Origin of the sequence: Streptacidiphilus albus JL83 (genome assembly GCF_000744705.1) — a bacterium.
GTDB classification, from domain to species: Bacteria; Actinomycetota; Actinomycetes; order Streptomycetales; family Streptomycetaceae; genus Streptacidiphilus; species Streptacidiphilus albus.
Genome location: NZ_JQML01000001.1, coordinates 8,808,976 through 8,829,467, shown reverse-complemented (window position 1 = coordinate 8,829,467; position 20,492 = coordinate 8,808,976). Strand labels below are relative to the sequence as shown.

At 71.3% G+C, this 20,492-nt stretch carries 8 protein-coding genes and 1 pseudogene; 1 reads left to right on the top strand and 8 read right to left on the bottom strand.

What is annotated here, in order from left to right; all coding sequences use genetic code 11:
* Positions 1 to 51: 51 nt before the first annotated feature.
* The 8 genes from BS75_RS38335 to BS75_RS38300 form a co-directional block, all read right to left on the bottom strand.
* Positions 52 to 6,810, bottom strand: a complete 6,759-nt coding sequence (locus BS75_RS38335; protein WP_197092000.1) for a non-ribosomal peptide synthetase — start codon at positions 6,808 to 6,810, stop codon at positions 52 to 54.
* A 273-nt stretch (positions 6,811 to 7,083) separates the two neighbouring features.
* Entirely contained in the window at positions 7,084 to 8,526 is a 1,443-nt protein-coding gene (locus BS75_RS38330) for an MFS transporter (RefSeq protein WP_174515108.1), read from the bottom strand.
* Between the two features lie 39 nt (positions 8,527 to 8,565).
* Entirely contained in the window at positions 8,566 to 9,573 is a 1,008-nt protein-coding gene (gene sbnB / locus BS75_RS38325) for a 2,3-diaminopropionate biosynthesis protein SbnB (RefSeq protein ID WP_034091520.1), read from the bottom strand.
* A 31-nt stretch (positions 9,574 to 9,604) separates the two neighbouring features.
* Positions 9,605 to 10,597: a 2,3-diaminopropionate biosynthesis protein SbnA gene (sbnA, locus tag BS75_RS38320; RefSeq protein WP_034091519.1), complete on the bottom strand. Its 993-nt coding sequence runs from the start codon at positions 10,595 to 10,597 to the stop codon at positions 9,605 to 9,607.
* A gap of 14 nt (positions 10,598 to 10,611) precedes the next feature.
* Entirely contained in the window at positions 10,612 to 11,907 is a 1,296-nt protein-coding gene (locus BS75_RS38315; RefSeq protein WP_042440959.1) for a glutamate synthase-related protein, read from the bottom strand.
* A complete protein-coding gene (locus BS75_RS38310) occupies positions 11,904 to 12,917 on the bottom strand; it encodes an asparagine synthetase A (RefSeq protein ID WP_034091518.1) in 1,014 nt (337 codons plus the stop codon). Before BS75_RS38310 ends, BS75_RS38315 begins: the two co-directional genes overlap by 4 nt.
* Before the next feature lie 8 nt (positions 12,918 to 12,925).
* A complete protein-coding gene (locus BS75_RS38305; RefSeq protein WP_034091517.1) occupies positions 12,926 to 14,224 on the bottom strand; it encodes a methylaspartate mutase in 1,299 nt (432 codons plus the stop codon).
* Positions 14,211 to 14,651 (bottom strand): cobalamin B12-binding domain-containing protein, encoded by a 441-nt coding sequence (locus BS75_RS38300; protein WP_231608015.1) that lies wholly within the window; start codon positions 14,649 to 14,651, stop codon positions 14,211 to 14,213. The genes BS75_RS38305 and BS75_RS38300 overlap by 14 nt, the downstream gene beginning before the upstream one ends.
* 241 nt (positions 14,652 to 14,892) lie before the next feature.
* Between BS75_RS38300 and BS75_RS51740 the strand changes: the two are divergent.
* Positions 14,893 to 20,403, top strand: a pseudogene (locus BS75_RS51740) (amino acid adenylation domain-containing protein); the annotation flags it as partial.
* Positions 20,404 to 20,492: the final 89 nt, after the last annotated feature.

The following is a 20,492-nucleotide window of genomic DNA, read 5'->3' as shown; positions in this document are numbered from 1 at the left end:
CGAGTTCTCACCCATGATTTGAGTTCCTGTCTCTGCAAGTCGGGAGGGGGATTAGCGGGAGATCTCGTCCTGCTTGTCGAACAATTCGATGAGCTGATTCTTGATGCCGATGATCGTGGGTTCCAGGAACATCTTTCGCAGGCTCACCCGCACACCGGTCAGGATTTCCACCTGGTTGACCAGACGGGTGGCGAGGAGGGAATGGCCGCCGAGGTCGAAGAAGCTGTCGTGGATTCCGACCCGCTCGACTCCCAGGACCTTGGACCAGATTTCCGCGAGCGCCGTCTCGATCTCGTCGCGCGGTGCGACGAATTCAGTGCCGGTCTCCACGCCTTCGCCGTCGGGCGAGGGCAGTGCCCTGTGGTCGACCTTGCCGTTCGAATTGAGCGGCAGTGCGTCGAGGGCCACGAAGGCGGAGGGCATCAGGGCGCGTGGCAGTATCCCGCCGCACCAGCCTCGGAGCGCCGCCAGGTCGAGCGGCTGGTCGGGTGCGGGGACGCAGTAGGCGGTCAGTCGCTTGTCCCCGGGGGTGTCCTCGCGGACGACGACGGCGCAGGTGCCGACGGCCCCGTGGGTGAGCAGGGTGGCTTCGATCTCGCCGAGTTCGATGCGGACGCCGCGCAGCTTGACCTGGCGATCGACCCGGCCGAGCAGGTCCAGTTCGCCGGCGGCGGTGAACCTGCCGAGGTCGCCGGTGCGGTACATCCTGGCCTGCGGCCGGTCGGCGGGCGGTTCGGCGAAGGGGTCGGCGAGGAACCGTTCGGCGGTCAGCTCGGGACGGTTGTGGTAGCCGCGTCCGACGCTGGCGCCGCCGAGGTGGACCTCGCCCAGGACGCCCGGCGGTACCAGTCGCCCGGCCCGGTCGAGGATGTAGACGGTCTGGTTGATCATCGGCCGTCCGGCCAGTACCGGACCCTGGGGATCGGTTCGGGAGGCGCGCCAGAACGTGGTGTCCACCGAGACCTCGGTGGCGCCGTAGAGGTTGATCAGGTCCCCGGGCAGCCGCTCCACGAACCGGCGTACCAGGGCCGGCTGGAGGGGTTCGCCGCTGCAGAACGCGTACCGCAGGTGGGCGCAGTCCTCGGGCCTGGCCTCGGAGACGAACAGGTCCAGCAGGCTGGGCACGAAGTGCAGCCCGACGATGCGGTGCTCGCGCATGAGCCGGGTGACAGACCCCATGTCCAGGCGTTCGGCCCCGGGTACCAGGACGACGTTCCCACCGCGCCACAGCGGCCAGAAGATCTCGTAGGCAGACACGTCGAAGGAGAGCGGAGTGGCCTGGAGGAACCCCTCTCCGGCGGAGATGGGGAACTCGTCCTGCATGCCGGCGAGGTAGTTGACGACGCCCTGGTGCTCGATCCGTACGCCCTTGGGCCTGCCGGTGGAGCCGCTGGTGTAGATGACATAGGACAGGTCGTGGGGTCCGGCGACCGGCGCCGGGTCGGTGACCGGCCGCTCGGCGATGGCGGGCCAGTCGCGGTCCAGGGCCAGGCAGGCGGTGCCGGTCGGCAGCCGGTCGGCGTGGCTGGCCTGGGTGATGACGAGCGGAGTGGCGGTGTCCTCGACCAGGTAGGCGAGCCGGTCGTCCGGGTGCTCCGGGTCGAGCGGGACGTAGGCGCCGCCGGCCTTGAGGATGCCGAGGATGGCGCAGACCATGTCCGGGCTCCGGTCGAGGCACACGCCGACCGGGATGTCCGGGCCGATGCCGTACCGGTCGCGCAGGTGGTGGGCCAACTGGTTGGACCGCTCGTTGAGCCGGCGGTAGGTCAGGGTGTCCGGGCCGCAGGTCACGGCGACGGCGTCCGGGCTGAGCCGGGCGCGCTCCTCGAACAGTCGGTGGATGGTGGCGGTGTCGGGGTAGTCGGTCGCGGTGTGGTTCCACTCGACGAGGATCTGCTCGCGTTCGGCCGCGGTGAGCATCTCCAGTTCGGACAGCCGGGCACCGGGCCGGTCGGCGGCGGCGAGCAGCAGGTTCTGGAAGTGGCCGACCAGCCGGGCCACGGTGGGTTCGGCGAACAGGTCCGTGGTGTAGACGACGGCCCCGTCGAGAGTGCCGTCAGCGGCCTCCGCGAGGTACATCGCCAGGTCGAACTTGGCATCGTGGGCGGCGCTGGTGAGGGGTTCGACGGTCAGGCCGGACAGTTCCCAGCCCTTGCTGTCGCGGGTGTTCTGGAGGACGAGCATGGTCTGGAAGAGGGGGTTGCGGGAGAGGTCGCGGTCGGGGGCGAGTTCCTCCACCAGTCGTTCGAAGGGCAGGTCCTGGTGGTCGTAGGCGCCCAGGGCGGTGTCCTTGACCCGGTCCAGGAGTTCGGTGAAGGTCGGGTCGCCGGAGAGGTCGGTGCGCATGACCAGGGTGTTGACGAAGAATCCGATCATGTCCTCGATCTCGGCCCGGTTCCGGCCGGCGATCGGCGTCCCCACCGCGATGTCCTCCTGGCCGCTGTACTTCGACAGCAGCAGCTGGAACACCGACAACAGCGTCATGAACAGGCTCGCGCCGCTGCCGCCGGCGGCCTCCCGCACCCGCTGCGCGACGTCGGCGGGGACGGTGAAGGGGACCATGGCGCCCTGGCCGCTGCGTTCGGCGGGCCGCCGGTGGTCGGTGGGCAGTTCCAGCGGTTCCAGGCCGGTGAGGTGGTCGCGCCAGTAGCCGAGCTGCCGGTCCAGGGTGTCGCCGGTGAGCCACTGCCGCTGCCAGACCGCGTAGTCGGCGTACTGCACCGGGAGCGCGGGCAGGGCGTGGTCGCGGGCCGTCGCCGCCGCGTCGTACAGCTCGGTGAGTTCGCGCGAGAGGATGGCCACCGACCAGCCGTCGAAGGCGATGTGGTGCACGGTGATCGCGAGGATCCAGTCCTCGTCGGCCAGTTGCACCAGTGTGGCCCGCAGCAGCGGCCCGGTGGCGAGGTCGACCGGGCGGAGCCCGTCGGCGTCGACGATGCGCCGGGCGGCGACCTCCCGGGCGCCGGCCTCGGTGATGGTGCGCAGGTCGTGGCAGGCGAGCGTGGCCGGTCCCGGCTCGTCGACGGTCTGCACGGGCTCGCCGTCGTCGTCGGCGACGAACCGGGTCCGCAGGATCTCGTGCCGGGCGACGAGCGCGGTGAAGGCGGCGCGAAGCGCGTCGGCGTCGAGCGGGCCGGTCAGCCGGAGCGGGCAGTGCATCAGGTATTCCGCCCGCCCGGGTTCCAGCTGGTCGAGGAACCAGAGGCGTTGTTGGGCGAAGCTGAGGGGGGTGGGGGTGTGGGTGTGGGGGGTGGGGGTGAGGGGGGTGTGGGGGGTGGTGGGGTGGGTGGTGTGGATGGTGGTGGCGAGTTGGGCGGGGGTGGGGTTGGCGAAGAGGGTGCGGAGGGGGAGGTCGATGCCGAGGGTTTTGCGGATGCGGCTGGTGACCTGGGTGGCGAGGAGGGAGTGTCCGCCGAGTTGGAAGAAGTTGTCGTGGATGCCGATGGGGTCGATGCCCAGGAGGTCGGTCCAGATGGTGGTGATGGTGGTTTCGGTGGGGTTGGTGGGGGCGGTGTAGCCGGTGTCGAGGTCGGGGCGGTGGTGGTCGGGGGCGGGGAGGGCTTTGCGGTCGATTTTTCCGTTGGGGGTGAGCGGGAGGGTGTCCAGGGTGGTGAAGGTGGCGGGGACCATGTAGTCGGGGAGGTGGTGCTGGAGGTGGGTGCGCAGGTCGGTGGTGGTGGGTGTGGTCCGGTCGGTGGGGACGAGGTAGGCGGCGAGGCGTTTGTCGCCGGGGGTGTCCTCGCGGACGGTGACGACGGCGGCGGTGACGGCGGGGTGGGTGAGCAGGGTGGCTTCGATCTCGCCGAGCTCGATGCGGTAGCCGCGCAGTTTGACCTGGTTGTCGATGCGTCCGACGAACTCCAGCTGTCCGTCCGGGCGCCACAGGGCCAGGTCCCCGGTCCGGTAGACCCGGTGGCTGGTCCCGGCGACCACCCGCTCGGTGAACCTCTCCCGCGACAGCTCCGGCTGGTTGAGATACCCCCGCGCCAACCCGGCGCAGCTGATCCAGATCTCGCCCGGGACGCCCACCGGCACGGGCAGGCCGTGCCGGTCGACGAGGAAGACCCGGGCGTTGCGGACGGGCCGACCGACCGGGACGAACTCCGGTGTCCCGGTGATCCGTGCCGTGGACGCCTCCTGCGCGGCCTCGGTGGGTCCGTAGCCGTTCACCAGTGGGACGGAGGAGTGCTCGAACCACTGCCTGACCTGTTCGAGCTGGAGCGCCTCTCCGCCGAGGCGGACCAGCCGCAGGTCCGGTCCCAGTGCCTCGGTGCCGTCCAACTGGGCGGTCAGGGCGGAGAAGGCAGACGGGGTGAGCCAGGCGACGGTCACCCGGGAGGTCCGGAGCAGCTCGGCGAGGGTGGACGGGTCGAACCGGTCCTCGCGCAGCACCAGGGCGGCACCGCAGCTGAGTGCTGCGAACATCTGGCCGACCGAGGAGTCGAAGGCGATCGAGGCGAACTGCAGGACCCGGTCGTGGTGGGTCAGTTCGAGCTCCCGCCGGGTCTCGCGCATCCGGGCTCGTAGGGCTCCGTGCTCGATCTGGACGCCCTTGGGCCGGCCGGTGGAGCCGGAGGTGTAGATGGTGTAGGCGAGGTCCTCCGGCCCGGCCCAGGGCTCGGGGTCGGTGACCGGCTGCCGGGCGACCACGGCCCGGTCCCGGTCGATCAGCAGCCTGGGGGTGGTGGCCGGCAGCCGGTCAGCATGGGCGCTGGAGGTGATCACCAGCGGGGTGGCCGAGTCCTCGACCATGTAGCACAGCCGGTCGGTCGGGTAGTCGGGATCGAGCGGCACATAGGCCGCGCCGCTCTTGAGGATGCCGAGCAGGACGGAGATCATCTCCGGGCTGCGGTCCAGGCACAGGGCCACCAGCGAGCCGGGCCCGACCCCCCGTTCGCGCAGGCTGTGCGCCAACTGGTTGGCCTGTTCGTTGAGTTCCCGGTAGTTGAGCGATCCGGCCCCGCAGGTGACCGCCAGCGCGTCCGGGCGCAGGCCGGCCTGTTCCTCGATCAGCTGGTGGATGGTCAGCCGGTCCGGCGCGTCGGTGGCGACGCCGTTCCAGTCCACCAGGATCTGCTGCCGCTCCGCGTCGGTGAGCAGCTCCAGCTGCGACAGCCGGGTGCCGGGGGCAGCCGTGGCGGCGTCCAGCAGGCTGCGGAAGTGGCCGGCCAGGCGCTCCATGGTGGGCTCGTCGAACAGGTCGGTGGTGTAGACGATCATCCCGTCGAGGCCGCCGCCGGGCGTTTCCGTCAGGTAGAGGGTGAAGTCGAACTTGGCGTCCTGGGCCTCGACGCCGATGGGTTCGACGGTCAGTCCGGGGAGGCTCCAGGTGTGGGTGTCGGGGGTGTTCTGGAGGACGAACATGGTCTGGAAGAGCGGGTTGCGGGAGAGGTCGCGGTCGGGGGCGAGTTCTTCCACCAGTCGTTCGAAGGGCAGGTCCTGGTGGTCGTAGGCGCCCAGGGCGGTGTCCTTGACCCGGTCCAGGAGTTCGGTGAAGGTCGGGTCGCCGGACAGGTCGGTGCGCATGACCAGGGTGTTGACGAAGAATCCGATCATGTCCTCGATCTCGGCCCGGTTCCGGCCCGCGATCGGCGTCCCCACCGCGATGTCCTCCTGACCGCTGTACTTCGACAGCAGCAGCTGGAACACCGACAACAGCGTCATGAACAGACTCGCGCCACTGCCGGCGGCAGCCTCCCTGGCCCGTTCGGCGATGTCGGCGGGGATGCCGAAGGTGAGGGCGGCGCCCTGGCCGCTGCGCTGTGCGGGCCGCCGGTGGTCGGTGGGCAGCTCCAGCGGCTCGATGCCGGTCAGCTGGTCGCGCCAGTAGCCGAGCTGGCCGTCGAGGATGTCACCGGTGAGCCACTGCCGCTGCCAGACCGAGAAGTCCGGGTACTGGAGCGGCAGTTCCGGCAGCTGCGGCTGACGCGCCGCAAGGGCCGCGGTGTAGAGCTCGGTGAGCTCGCGGGAGAGGATTCCCGCCGACCAGCCGTCGAAGACGATGTGGTGCACGGTGACCGCGAGGATGTACTCCTCGTCGGCCGACCGGATCAGGATGGCCCGCAGCACCGGCCCGGTGGCGAGGTCCACCGGCTGGAACGCGTCGGTGTCGACCATCCGCGCGGCCGTCCCCTCGCGGAGGCCGACGTCGAGGTGGCGCAGGTCGCGGAGGTCGAGGACGACCGGTCGCGGCTCGTCGACGATCTGGGCCGGGTGGCCGTCGCCGTCGGCGACGAACCGGGTCCGCAGGGACTCGTGCCGGGCCGACAGGCCGGTCAGCGCTGTTGCCAGGGCCGTGGTGTCCAGCGGGCCGTGGATGCGCAGCCCGATCGGGATCAGGTACTCGGCGCGGCCGGGTTCGAGCTGGTCGAGGAACCACAGCCGCTGCTGCGCGAAGGACAGCGGGAGCGGGCTGCCGTCGCGGACGGCGGCGGGGATGGCGGGTTCCTCCGGCGAGGTCCAGGTGGTCGTCGCGGCCGTGTCGGTGTCGGTGCCGATGCTCTCCGCGAACATGAGCCGGGCGCGGAGGAAGGCCTGCTCGGCGAGGAAGGAGGATATCGAACGCACCGTCAGCGGAACAGCCGCGGATTCGGCCCGGAATTCGGTGCCGAATTCATGCTCCACCCGCCGGGCCATTTCCTCGGCCAGGGCGCGGTCACCGCCGAGGGCGAAGAAGTCGGCTTCGGCGCCCACCGCCTCGATTCCGAGCAGCTCCTGCCATATCCCGGCAACGCGCATCTCCGCCGGGGAAAGCTCGTCGGGCGCCGTCCCCGTGCCCAGGAGGGGACCCGCACCAGCATTCGTCATCATGCGTCCACCAGTTCTCGTCATCGACCGGCTCAGGTCCGGCCCCTTCGGCCGCCTGATATCGATGCTGGCAGGGCTGATTTGACGAGATAACTGGTTACTTTCACCCGAGCGGCCGTGGCAGCTTCTGACCGCGACGGTGTCCTCGCAGGTCACGGGCGCCCCGCGGCCCCCTTCGCCCCGCCCCCGTACCGGCGGGACCACGAGCCGCCCCGGCGCCGGGCGCCGATGGCTGCACGTGGTCCTCGGCCGAGCCGGGGCCGAACCGCGAGGGCCTCAGACCCTGGCCATCTCTGTGGCCGGCTGATCGACGGCCCGCTGTTCGTCGACCAGCTGCGTGGCGACCGGCTGCGTGGCGTCCGACTGTCCGTCGATCGGCTGCGTGGCGTCCGACTGCACGGCGTCCGACTGCATGGCGTCCGACTCCTGCGCGGGCGAGCCGGCGGCGGGGGCCTGCTGCTTGCGCATGCCGGCCCACTCCTTGCTCATGCCCGGGACGACGATCGCCACCAGGTAGAGCCCGCCGACGACCCACAGTGCCGGGGTCAGCCCGGCGGCGGTCACCAGCCCGGCGCCGACCAGGCCGCCGAAGGGGATGCCGGCCCAGGTCACCGCCTGGGCGAGGGTCTTCACCCGCCCGAGCAGCCCGATCGGGATCAGCTCGTAGGTCACCGCGCCGATGATCGGATTGATGAACCCGGAGCCGAGCCCGCCGACCGCGAGCACCCCCAGGACCGCCCACAGCGGAACACCCGCCGCCATTGCGACGAAGCGCGGGATCCCGCCGATGACGAAGCCGATCAGGTAGACCTGGCGGCGGGGCAGCCGCTCGGCCACCGCGGCGGCCACCAGCGCGGCGACGATGGAGGTGGCGGCGAAGACGCTGACGACCAGTCCGATCGCGGTCGGGCCGTTGCCCGACTCCTTGGCCCACACCGGGAGCAGGACCGACATGAAGGCCTGGTCCAGCAGGTTGGTCGCGGCGAGCATGCCGATCATGGAGCGCAGCAGGCCCGCGCTGCGCAGGAAGTCGGCTCCCTCGCGCAGCCGGGTGAGGTAGCTCGCCGAGTCGTCGGCGGGCTTCTCGTGGGGCTCGGGGACCGGGTTGGTCAGGGTGGTCGAGACGATCAGGGCCGAGAGTCCGAACAGGGCGGCGGTGACCCACAGCGCGTAGACGCTGCCGAAGGAGGCGACGACCACACCGGCGACGGCCGGACCGGCGGTGGTGGCGGTGCGTTCGACCGCGCCGGCCAGCCCGGTCCCGCGCTCGAACGACACCCGGGCGGCGCGGGTGGCGGAGGGCAGGAAGAGCCCCTTGGCGCCGTTGGCCGGACCGTCGGCGATGCCGACGACGGCCATCAGGGCCAGCAGGACGCCGAAGGAGAGCTGCCCGCTGAGGTAGAGCAGCGGGGCCACCGCCATGGCGGTCATGGACACCGTGTCGCCGATGACGCTGATCTTCTTCGGGCCGACCCGGTCGATGATCGGGCCGGACAGGGCCTGCGCTATGACATACGGTCCGACCTGGCAGAAGGCCACCAGGCCGGTCTTGCCGATGCTGCCGGTGGTGGTCAGCACGAACCAGGGCAGTGCGATCGCCAGCACCCGGTTGGCCGACAGGGCCGAGGCGTTGGCCGCGAGCATGCCGACCAGGCCGCGCAGTGATCGTGCTCCGGGAGCAGCCGGGCTCTCCGTGGTCTCCGTGGTCTCCGTGGTCATGGTTCTACGTCCGTTCCGGTTGAGGGGTGGAGGCGCCGGTCACCAGCGCGACAGTTCGGGGAAGAACCCGGGGATCTCGGTGGCCTGCCCCTGCTCCCGGGCGGCCCGGTAGATGTGGCAGCCGACGGCGAGGTCGAGCACGCCGAGGCCGAACGGGGAGAAGATGGTCGGGCGGTCCTGGGTGATCACCACGTCGCCGCGCAGGACCTCGGCGAGGGTGCCGTCGATGAAGTCCCGGTGCCCGTACTCGATCTCGGTCAGGTGCGGCGAGGTCTGCGCGGTCAGGCAGTGGTCCAGGTCGTCGAGGACGTTGTGGCAGTTGATCATCACGGTGGGGTGCACATCGCGGAGCGACAGGTTGAGGATCAGCTGGTCCGGCCGCAGGGTCTGCTCGTCGCAGAGCCACGGGGCGGGCGCGGTGGTGGCCAGCACGATGATGTCCGCCGTCGCCAGCGCGGAGTCGATGTCGGGCTCGTACCGCGCCGACCAGCCGTGGGTGTCGCGCAGATAGGTGGAGAACGTCTGCGCGTAGCCCTCGACGTGGTCGTGCACCAGGCAGTCCTTGACGTCCAGGTCACGGGCGGCGAGGAAGTCGGACACGGTCCGGCCGATCACCCCGGCGCCGACGAACAGGACGGTGCGGGGGCCGTCGTGGGGGGCGAGCGTCTCCACGGCCAGCGCGGCGGAGGCGGCGGTCCGCGCGGCGCTGATCTGCGAGGCCTCCAGGCAGGCGAACGGGTAGCCGGTCTCGGCGTCGTTGAGGATGAGGACGGCGGAGGCACGGGGCAGGTTCCGTCCGACATTGGGCGGGTAGCTGGCGATCCACTTCAGCCCGGACACCGGTTGCTCGCCACCGAGGTGGGCGGGGAGCGCGATGATCCGGCAGTCGGGCTTGTCCGGGAACCGCAGGAAGTAGCTGTTGGGGTTCACCGTCTCCCCCGCGCTGTGGCGGAGATAGGTGTCCCTGACGATCTCCATGATCGTCGACGGGGAGGCGGCGACGACCCCCTGCGCGATCTTTCCGTCGATCACGTGGAATGACGACATCGGCTCTGCCTTTCGCTCGGTGGGGGGTCGGTCAGGACAGGACGGGCGCCAGCGCGGGCATCGGCACCGCCGGCGGGTACAACAGGGAGCCGAACTGCGCGCCGACCCACTCGTCGTCGTAGACGGTCCGCAGGTAGCGCTCCCCCAGGTCGGGGGAGATGGCCGCGACCCTGCTGGCTGCCGGAAAACCCGCGTGGTAGTGCCGGATGGCCGACAGCACCGAACCGGTGGAGCCGCCGACCAGCAGACCGTGCTCGCGGGCCAGCCGCCGGCACTCCCGGACCGCGTCCTCCTCGGCGACGAAGACGATCTCGTCGGCCAGCTCCGGCCGGCACAGCTCCGGTCTGCGGCTCGCACCCAGGCCCGGGATGCAGCGGCGGCCCGGTTTCGCGCCGAAGGTCACCGAGCCGCGGGCGTCGACCGCGATGATCCGGGTCTCGGGCGAGTACTCGCGCAGGTACTCGGCGCAGCCGACGAACGTGCCGGTCGTCCCGGCGCCGACGAACAGGTAGTCGATCTGCTGCAGTTCCTTGAGCAGGTTGCGCGCCGTCTGCTCGTAGTGCGCGCGGGGGTTGGCCGGATTGGCGTACTGGTTGAGCCAGACCATCCCCGGGTCGCGGGCGGTGCGCTGCTGGATGTAGGAGATGCGCGACTGGAGGTAGCCCCCGTTGCCGTCGACGTTGTCCACGACGACGACCTGGGCGCCGAGGGCGCGCATGTGGGCGGTACTGGTGGTGGAGGCGTTGGGGTCGACGACACAGGTGAAGAAGTAGCCCTTCGCGGCGCAGATCGAGCTCAGGGCGATGCCCAGGTTCCCGGAGGAGGACTCGATGATCCGGGCGCCGGGCGCCAGCCGGCCGCGCTTCTCGGCGTCCTCGATCAGGCTCAGCGCGGTCTTCAGCTTGACCGACCCGGCCGGGTTCAGTCCTTCGATCTTGAGGAAGACATCCGCGTCCTGGGCCAGTCGGGGCAGGTGGAAGAAGATGTCGTCGGTAACGATGTCGTACGCGTTGTCATAAATCATGTCGGAGCCTCCGTCTACGCCCGAAGCGTGGTGCTGAGGTGGCTGGAGCGGCCGTTCATGTCCCCGTGGCGGGCGTGTGCGAAGGGCGACCACAGGTCCTCTGCGCCGAGCTCGCCCGGCGCGTACTTCCCCAGCGAGCTGATGAGCATCCTCATCTCCAGCCCGAGGGCGCGGAGCAGCCGTTCGAGTCCCGCCTCGGGGTCCTCGTCGACGGCCACCAGCGCCGCCCGGCCCAGGCCCACCGCCGACGCGCCCAGGGCCAGCAGCTTGACCGCGCGCGGCCCGCTCCACACCCGGCCGCTGGCGAGCAGCGTGCCCTCACCGGGATCGACCCGGCTCAGGCACTCGGCGAGCGGGAGGCCGACGTGGTCGAGGAACGAGGTGGGGGCCCAGCCGGTCCCGCCCTCGGCGCCGTCGACGGTGACCGCGTCCGCCCCGGCCCTCCAGGCGACGCTCGCCGCCTGTCCGACGTCGCGGCCGGGGAAGAGCTTGACCCAGCAGCGGGCACGCGGATAGTTGTTGCGCATCAGATGGATCTGCTGGCGGAAGATCTCCTCGGTGAAGGTGCCCGGGGAGGAGGCCCGCAGGACGGTGCCGCCCTCGCCGAGCCGCTCGATGGCGTACTGGTCGTCCAGCCCGGCCACCGCGCCCTCGTTGATCATGGTGAGGCCGCCCAGGCCGGGCTTGGCGCCCTGCCCGACCTTCATCTCGAACACCAGCCGGCCGGTGGTGATCAGCCGGTCGACTGCCGGGTCGCTGTAGACCTGGTTCCACACCTCGGAGTTGGCGTCCTCGGTGCTCTGCTGGACGCACAGGCCGCCGAGGCCGTCGGGCAGTTCCTCGACATAGGCCTGGATCCGCTCCAGCAGGCCCTTGCGCTGGTCGTCGCCGCCGGCGCGGAAGCCGTTCATCGGCGCGACGTTCTCACCGATGATCATCGGCAGGCCGATCCGGCCGGCCTGGCGGCTGATGGCCAGGCTGCCGCCGGCGACCCGGGTGGAGCCGAGCGCCGAGATGTAGACGGGCAGCGGCGAGCGGAGCCCGCCGAACTCGGACTGCAGGCGGACGTCGGAGTACAGCGGTTCGCGTCCCAGTTCGATCAGTTCGGCGAGCCGGCCCGGCATGAAGACCGGCGGGGCCAGCCTCAGTGCGTCGATCCCGTCCTCGGGTGCTGACGCCCGGTCAGCGGGGTCGGCGCCGTAGACGGCGGTGCCGTAGTCCTCCAGTGGGGGGAAGAGGGCGGCTGCGCCCTCGCGTGCGCGGCGCCGTACGGCGTCCTCGGGGAATCCGGGTGCGTTGAGGTAGGTCACGGCGACACGACCCCCGCCAGCTTGGGGAAGGCCGTCGCCTGCCACACCGAGTCCAGTCCGGTCACCCAGCGGGTGAGGCGCTCGACGCCGATCCCGAAGCCGGCGCTGTTCGGGATGCCGTTGCGCACCACGTCGAGGTACCAGGCGTACTTCGACGGGTTCTCGCCGGTCTCCCGCATCCGGGTGATGATCTTGACGTACTCGAATTCCCGCTCGCTGCCGCTGCAGATCTCGCCGCAGCCCTCCGGGGCGATGAGGTCGAAGTTCAGCAGCGTCCCCGGCTCCGTCGTGCTCTCCTTGTCGTAGAAGCCCCGGGAGCCCTTCGGGTAGCCGACGATGAAGAACGGTGCCGGGGCCTCCCGGGAGATGATCTCCTCGGCCTCCCACTCGATCTCGGTGCCGGCCGCCTGCGGATAACCGCCGCCGCGCAGCTGCTCGACCACCTCCCCGTGCGGGACCCGGGCGAACGGCTTGGCCACGAAGGCCCGCAGGACCTCCGGGTCGCGCTCCAGCACCGCCAGGTCGTCCGCGCTCTCGGTGAGCACCTTGGTGACCGCGTGCCGGACCACGCCCTCGACCAGGTCCATGGCGTCGTCGCGGGTGGCCCGGGCGACCTCGACGTCGATCTGCCGGAACTCGGTGAGGTGTCGCCGGGTGGAACTGGTCTCGATGGGCTCCAGTCTGACGTTCGGCGCTATCAGGAAGATCCGGTCGAATGCCAGCAGCGAGGCCTGCTTGTAGAGGATGGCGCTGGTCATCAGCTTGTAGTGGTGCCCGTAGTAGTCGATGTCCGCCTGCTTGGCACCGCGCGAACCCGGGTCGGTGACCGGGCCGATGATGGGGTGCCCCATCTCCACGGCCTCGCCGGCGCGCAGGAACTCGCGGGCACCGGCCAGCAGCGTCTGCTGGATCCGCAGCGTCGCCCGGGTACGGGGGTCGGCCAGGTGCGTGCGGGGGGAGGGAAGGATCTGGGTGCCCGGGGTGAGCGGGCGGTCTGCCTGAATGGTCATGTCCGGTCCTAGGTCAGTTCGAATTGACGGGGGGAGCCGACGGTCGCGGCTTCGTCGTAGCGGTTCTTGACGTAACTGAGGGCCTGCAGCAGGCGGGAGGAGGTCAGCTGGGCCGACCGCCGGGCCGGCGCCAGGTGGGCGATCGGCAGTGAGCCGGTCCGGGACCACTCCAGGTGTCCGCGGTCGGAGATGGCACTGCGGGTGCGGCCGGCGTTGTCCGGGTGCAGGCAGTACGGGACGTCCAGGTAGCCCTGGGCGAAGGCCTGCACCAGCGCCTTGCCGATGTCGTCGTTGAGGTCCAGGACCGCGTCGATGATCGCCCGGGCCTCGTCCCCGATGCCCGTCCCCGCGCTCGGCGGCCTGCGCCGGCCGGTGACCCTCGCCGCGGCGGCGGCCACCTCCAACGCGGTCGTGTTCTCCGCGATGGTGGGGATCCGCGAGGCCTCCGCAGCGGTCTTGACGATCAGTCGGGTCGAACCGGTCCGCACCGCCAGCCTGGCCGCGTCGGCGACCAGCCCCAGCGCTCCGGACTCCGTGCTCGGGTACAGGCCCATGTAGGCGTAGACCACCACGTGCCAGGAGGCGTTCGGCAGCAGGTCGGCCGCGATCTCGTGCAGCGCGAGCACAGCCTCCTCGTCCTGCTCGGCACTGGTCTGCTGGGCGTAGCTCAGCGAGAGGCTGCGGATCCCGTGCTGGCGGAAGAACAGGCCCTCCAGCACCGTGATGGCGATCAGCAGCGAGGGCGGGCACAGCTGCCCGAGCATGCAGCCGCCGAAGCTCTCCAGGTGCGGCTCCACGCCCCGGTCCCGCAGCGAGGCGAGCTTGCCGCAGGCCTCCTTCCACGCCTCCACCGACTTCTGCACCGGGGTGCGGCTGTAGGGCAGGCAGTAGGAGATCGGTCCGCCTTCCGTGGCGTCGATCCCGGCGTCGATCAGGGCGTCGAAGATCCGGCCCGGCAGCGGCGACCCGTGCCGGACCTGAATCGGGAACCCGGGCCCGGACACCCCCTCGACCATGGTCCTCGTCGTGGACGTGGAGTGACTGACGATCGGGTAGCCGTTGAGGGGCCGGCCCTGGCGCAGCGCACGGTCGGCGGCGGCGAAGTCCCCGACCCGGGTGAAGCTGTCCAGCGTCAGGGTGCCGACGGTGACGGCATCCGCGTTCCTGGTGGCGATCAGCCCCGCCCGCATCCGGGCGGTGTCGCTGAATCCCATCCGCGGCTGGACGACCAGGTCGCCGCGGCGGCGGGCCGCCTCCAGGAAGTCGTGGAAGGCGCCACCGGGGGCCGCGGGCTCAGACGTTGGCATCGGCGTAGGCTCTCTGCGGGGCCGCAGCCGGTTCCGCCGGGGGGAGCCGGTCGAGCAGCGAGAGCAGGTCCGGCACCGCGGTCCCGCCGACCAGCACCGCGTCGAATCCCGCGTCCAGCAACGGTCCGAAGTCCGCCGCTGTCTGCGATCCGGACGTGTCGATCTTGCCGCCGATGACCAGCGGGACGTGCCGCAGCTCCTTGCTGCCGCGGACGGCCCAGGCGATGTCCAGGCCCTCGTGGAGACCGTGCCCGTTGACGGTGCTCACCACGATCAGGTCGGGCAGGTACTGCACCGACTCGCGGACCAGGGTCTCCACCGGGACACAGGCGCCGAGATTGGCGACGTCGCAGCCGTGCTCCTCCAGCAGCAGCTGCAGGAACAGCAGGTTCCAGGTGTGCGAATCGGACGGGATCGTACTGAGCACGACGCGGGGTGGGCGCTCGATGCTCGGGGGCTGCTGACGCGGCACAGCCGACCTACCTCTCTCGTTGACAGGCTCCGGTGTCCACCAGGGTGTCCACCAGCGACGGATCTCATGGTGTCCAGCGCAACCGCCGCCCGGAACTGGGTAGTTGTGACCACCGGCCGGCTTGGCACTTCCGACCACTGGGGCCGTCCGCGAGGGCCGCCTAGCGTCGCCGTATGACCGACGCAGGACCGACGATGTGGGGAGTGAGACGGTGACCGATCACCGGTTGGCTTACTGGAAGCAGACACTGGCGGGCCTTGAGCCGCTGGAGTTGCGCACTGACCGTCGCCGGTCCGGGTCGCCCCTCGCAGGCGGAACGATCGCCTTCGACCTCCCCTCCGGCCTCGCCGGCCGACTGACCCGGATCGCGGCCGACCGGGGTGCGGACCTGTCCGTCGCCCTGCTGTCGGCGTACCAGCTGCTGCTGGCCCGCTACACCGGCCGGCAGGACGTCGCCGTCCGCGCCGGTGTGATCGTCCGCACCGACCTGGCCGGGGACCCCGCCTTCACCGGGCTGGTGGATCAGGTGCGCGACGTCCTCGCGGCGGCCGGTCCGCAGCAGCTGCCGCTCGCACAACTGGCCGAGGCGTTCCCGGACGGCTGCGACCTGCGCCGCCACCCGGCGTTCGCGCTGCGCCGGGCGGACGGCGGATCCGTCCTGACCGGCGGCGCCGAGGGAGCGGAGGACGCGGAGCTGGCCCTGGAGGTCACCGAGACCGCCGAGGGCCTGCACGCGACGCTGCGCTACCGGCCCGGCCTGTTCGAGCGGCCCGCGGCCCAGCGGCTGGTCGGTCACCTGCGGACGCTGCTGGCCGCCGCCGCGGCCGAGCCCGGCGCCCGCCTCTCCGAACTGGACATGCTCACCGAGTCCGAGCGGCGGCAGATCCTGGTCGAGTGGAACGACACCGCCGGTGACTTCGCCGACACCAAGACCGTGCACCAGCTGGTCGAGGAGCGCGCCGCCCTGCACCCCGAGGCGGTGGCCCTCTCCACCGGGACCGGCGAGCTGAGCTACCGCGCGCTCAACGAGCGCGCCAACCTGCTTGCCCACCACCTGCTCGACCGGGGCATCGGCCGGGGCAGCCTGGTCGCCGTCTGCCTCGACCGCAGCCCGGACATGATCTGCGCGCTGCTCGGGATCCTCAAGTCGGGCGCCGCATACATCCCGCTGGACCCCGACTACCCGGCCGAACGGCTCGCCTACATGCTGGCGGACAGCGCCGCCCCGTTGGTGGTCACCGACACCCGGCTCGCACAGCTGCTCCCCGGCTCGACGCCGCGCCTGCTGACCGACCGCGACTGGCCGACCCCGGCCGATCAGCCGGCCGACGACCCGGCCCCGGCCGCGACCGCGCAGGACCTCGCCTACGTCATCTACACCAGCGGCTCCACCGGCAGGCCGAAGGGTGTGCAGATCCAGCACCAGGGCGTGGTCAACCTCATCCAGTGGACGGTCGGGAACTTCGGGATGCGCCCGGCGGACCGGGTGGCCCTGCTCGCCGGGGTCGGCTTCGACGCCGCCGTCTGGGAGCTCTGGCCCGCGCTGGCCGCCGGAGCCACCTGCTGCATCACCCCCGACACCGTCCGCACCAGCCCGCCGCTGCTCCAGCAGTGGCTCCAGGACCAGTCCATCCGCGGCACCTTCGTCCCCACCCCGATGCTCGAAGCCCTGATCGCCCTCCCCTGGAGCGCCGACAGCAGCCTCGAATACCTGCTCACCGGCGGCGACCAGCTGCACCTCCCCGAGGAGGGCGCACTGCCGTTCCGGGTGGTCAACAACTACGGGCCCACCGAATGCACGGTCCTGGTCACCTCGGCCGGGACCACCACCGGCGAGAGCCTCCCGCTGATCGGCGCACCGATCACCAACTGCACCGTGTACGTGGTCGACCGGCACAACCGGGCCGTCCCGGTCGGGGTGCCCGGCGAGCTGCTCATCGGCGGGGCCGGACTGGCCCGGGGCTACCTCAACCGGCCGGAGCTGACCGAGGCCCGGTTCGTCGCGCATCCGTTCTCCACCGAGCCCGGTGCCCGCGTCTACCGCACCGGCGACCTGGTCAGCTGGAGTCCGGACGGGCAGCTGGAGTTCCTGGGCCGCATCGACGACCAGGTGAAGCTGCGCGGCTACCGGATCGAGCTGGGCGAGATCGAAGCCACCCTGCTCACCCACCCAGGCGTCGGCGCCGCCGTGGTCACCGTCCGCGAGGACACCCCCGGCGACAAGCGCCTCGCCGCCTACCTCGTCCCCGCCGACGAGACCGCGCCCACCATCGGCGACCTGCGCGCACACCTGCTGCGGGACCTCCCCGGCCATATGGTCCCGGCCTCCTTCACCACGCTGGACCGGCTCCCGCTGACCCCCAACGGAAAGATCGACCGCAGGGCCCTGCCCGCCCCCGACCACCACCGACCCGACCTCGACAGCGGCTACGCCGCCCCCACCACCGCCACCGAAGCCGCCGTCACCGCCATCTGGTGCGAGGTGCTGGGCATCGACTCGCTCGGCGTCCACGACAACTTCTTCGAGCTGGGCGGGCACTCCCTGCTCGCCACCCGGGTCACCTCCCGGTTGCGCCAGGACCTCGGCGTCGACCTGCCGGTCCGCGCCCTCTTCGACGCACCCACGCCGGCCCTGCTCGCCGCCGCCGTCGGCGGCGCGGACGCCGGCGCCGGGCTCGGCGCGATCACGCCGGCCCCGCGCACGGACGGCCCGCTGCCGCTCTCCTTCGCCCAGCAGCGGCTCTGGTTCCTCGACCAACTGGCGCCCGGCAGCGCCGAGTACGTGATCCCCTTCGGACTGCGCGTGCGCGGCCCGCTGGACACCGCCGTGCTGGAGACCGCGCTGAGTGCACTGGTGGCCCGGCACGAGATCCTGCGGACCCGGTTCGTCGCCGACGAGGACGGCCGTCCTCAGCAGATCGTCGACGGCCCCTGGCCCGTGGCGGCCGGCCTGCACGACCTGCGCGGCGTCGGCGACGACGCGGAGCGCGAGAGCGCGGCGCGGCGGTTGCTCGAAACCGAGGCCGTCCGCCCGTTCGACCTGGCCACCGGACCGCTGCTGCGCGCGGTGCTCGCCCGGATCGCCGACGAGGACCACTACCTGCTGGTCACCGTGCACCACATCGTCGCCGACGGCTGGTCGGAGGGCATCCTGGCCAGGGAGCTGCACGAGCACTACGCGGCCGCGCTGGAGCAGCGCGGGGCCCGGCTGCCCGCCCTGCCGGTGCAGTACGCCGACTTCTCGGTCCGGCAGCGGGAATGGCTCGCCGGTGACCTGCTGGACCGCCAGCTGGGCTACTGGCGCGGTGTGCTCACGGGCCTGGAGCCGCTGGAGCTGCCGACCGACCGCCGTCGCCCACCGGTCCGCAGCAGTGATGGCGGGGTACTGACGTTCACCGTCCCCGAGGAGCTCACCGGTCGGCTGCGCAGTACCGCGACCGGCAGCGGCGCGAGTCTGTTCATGACGCTGTTGTCGGTGTTCCAGCTGCTGCTGTCGAAGTACAGCGGCCAGGAGGACATCGCCGTGGGGACGCCGATCGCCGGCCGCAACCGGGCCGAGATCGAGGACATGATCGGATTCTTCGTCAACACCCTGGTCATGCGCACCGACCTCTCCGGCGACCCGACCTTCACCGAGCTACTGGACCGGGTCAAGGACACCGCCCTGGGCGCCTACGACCACCAGGACCTGCCCTTCGAACGACTGGTGGAAGAACTCGCCCCCGACCGCGACCTCTCCCGCAACCCCCTCTTCCAGACCATGTTCGTCCTCCAGAACACCCCCGACGCCCACACCTGGAGCCTCCCCGGACTGACCGTCGAACCCATCGGCGTCGAGGCCCAGGACGCCAAGTTCGATCTCACCCTGTTCCTCACCGAGCAGCGCGACGGCTCCCTCGGCGGGACCCTGGTCTACGCGACCGACCTGTTCGACGGGCCCACCGTGGAGCGCGTGGCCGGACATTTCCAGACGCTGCTGGCGGCCGTCGCCGCGACCCCGCAGGCCCGGCTGTCCGAGCTGGAGCTGCTGACCGCCGCCGAGCGGCAGCAGATACTGGTCGACTGGAACGACACCGCCACCGACTACCCCGAGACCTCGACCGTGCACCGGCTCTTCGAGCAGCGGGTGGCGGTCGACCCCGACACGGTCGCCGTCCGCGACGGCGGCCGGTCACTGACGTACCGTCGGCTCAATGAGCGGGCCAATCAGCTGGCACACCAGCTGCGCACGCAGGGGGTCGGCCCCGGTGCGCTGGTGGCCGTGTGCCTGGACCGCAGCCCGGAGCTGATCTGTGCGCTCCTCGGCGTCCTGAAGGCCGGCGCAGCCTATGTGCCGCTCGACCCTGACCACCCCGCCGACCGGCTCGGCTACATGGTCGAGGACTCCTCCGCTCCGGTGGTGATCACCCGCAGCGAGCATGCGGACCGGCTGCCGGCCACCACCCCCAGGCTGCTGATCGACCAGGACTGGGCCGTGGTCGCCCGGCAGCCGGTCACCGACCCCGAGCCCTGGGCCGGGCCGGAGGACCTCGCCTACACCATCTACACCTCCGGCTCCACCGGCCGGCCCAAGGGCGTCCAGATCGAGCACCGCAGCCTGGGCAACCTCGTCCACTGGACGGCCACCACCTTCGCCATCGCACCCGGCGACCGGGTCGCCCTGCTCGCCGGGGTCGGCTTCGACGCCGCTGCCTGGGAGCTCTGGCCCGCCCTGGCCGCCGGGGCCACCTGCTGCATCACCACCGACACCGTCCGGCTCACCCCCGCCCTGCTCCAGCAGTGGCTCCAGGAGCAGGGGATCCGGGGCACCTTCGTGCCCACGCCCATGCTCGAAGCCCTGGCCGCGCTTCCCTGGGACAGCACGACCTCCCTCGACTACGTCCTCACCGGCGGCGACCAACTCCACCTGCCGGCCGACTCCCCGCTGCCGTTCCGGGTCTACAACAACTACGGCCCGACCGAGGCCACGGTGCTGGTGACCTCGACCGAGGTCACCCCGGGGGACCCGGTCCCGCCGATCGGACGCCCGGTCGCCAACTCCAGCGTCTATCTGGTGGACCGGCACGACCGCCCGGTCCCGGTGGGAATCCCCGGGGAACTGCTCATCGGCGGAGCCGGGTTGGCGCGGGGGTATCTCAACCAGCCGGAGCTGTCGCGGGAGAGGTTCACCGAGCGGGTGATCGCCGGGACCAGCCACCGGGTCTACCGGACCGGGGACCTGGCCCTGTGGCGCCCGGACGGACAGCTGGAGTTCGTCGGACGCATCGACAACCAGGTCAAACTGCGCGGCTACCGCATCGAGCTCGGCGAGATCGAAGCCACCCTGCTCACCCACCCCGCCGTCACCGCCGCCGTCGTCACCGTCCGCGAGGACACCCCCGGCGACAAACGCCTCGCCGCCTACCTCGTCCCCACCGACCGCACCGCACCCACCACCACCGACCTGCGCACCCACCTCCAGCACCACCTCCCCGACTACATGGTCCCCGCCACCTTCACCACCCTGGACACCCTCCCGCTCACCCCCAACGGAAAAATCGACCGCAAAGCCCTCCCCGCCCCCGACCACCACCGCCCCGACCTCGACACCGGCTACACCGCCCCCACCAACCCCACCGAAACCACCATCACCACCATCTGGACCGACCTCCTGGGCATCGACCCCATCGGCATCCACGACAACTTCTTCCAACTCGGCGGACACTCCCTCCTCGCCACCCAGGTCACCAGCCGCCTGCGCAAAACCCTCGGCATCGACCTCCCCTCCGCACCCTCTTCGCCAACCCCACCCCCGCC

Excerpts from the sequence above, each read along its gene's own strand:
- BS75_RS38335 (WP_197092000.1), bottom strand. The coding sequence starts at position 6,810 with ATGATGACGAATGCTGGTGCGGGTCCCCTCCTGGGCACGGGGACGGCG.
- BS75_RS38330 (WP_174515108.1), bottom strand. The coding sequence starts at position 8,526 with ATGACCACGGAGACCACGGAGACCACGGAGAGCCCGGCTGCTCCCGGA.
- sbnB (WP_034091520.1), bottom strand. The coding sequence starts at position 9,573 with ATGTCGTCATTCCACGTGATCGACGGAAAGATCGCGCAGGGGGTCGTC.
- sbnA (WP_034091519.1), bottom strand. The coding sequence starts at position 10,597 with ATGATTTATGACAACGCGTACGACATCGTTACCGACGACATCTTCTTC.
- BS75_RS38310 (WP_034091518.1), bottom strand. The coding sequence starts at position 12,917 with ATGACCATTCAGGCAGACCGCCCGCTCACCCCGGGCACCCAGATCCTT.
- BS75_RS38305 (WP_034091517.1), bottom strand. The coding sequence starts at position 14,224 with ATGCCAACGTCTGAGCCCGCGGCCCCCGGTGGCGCCTTCCACGACTTC.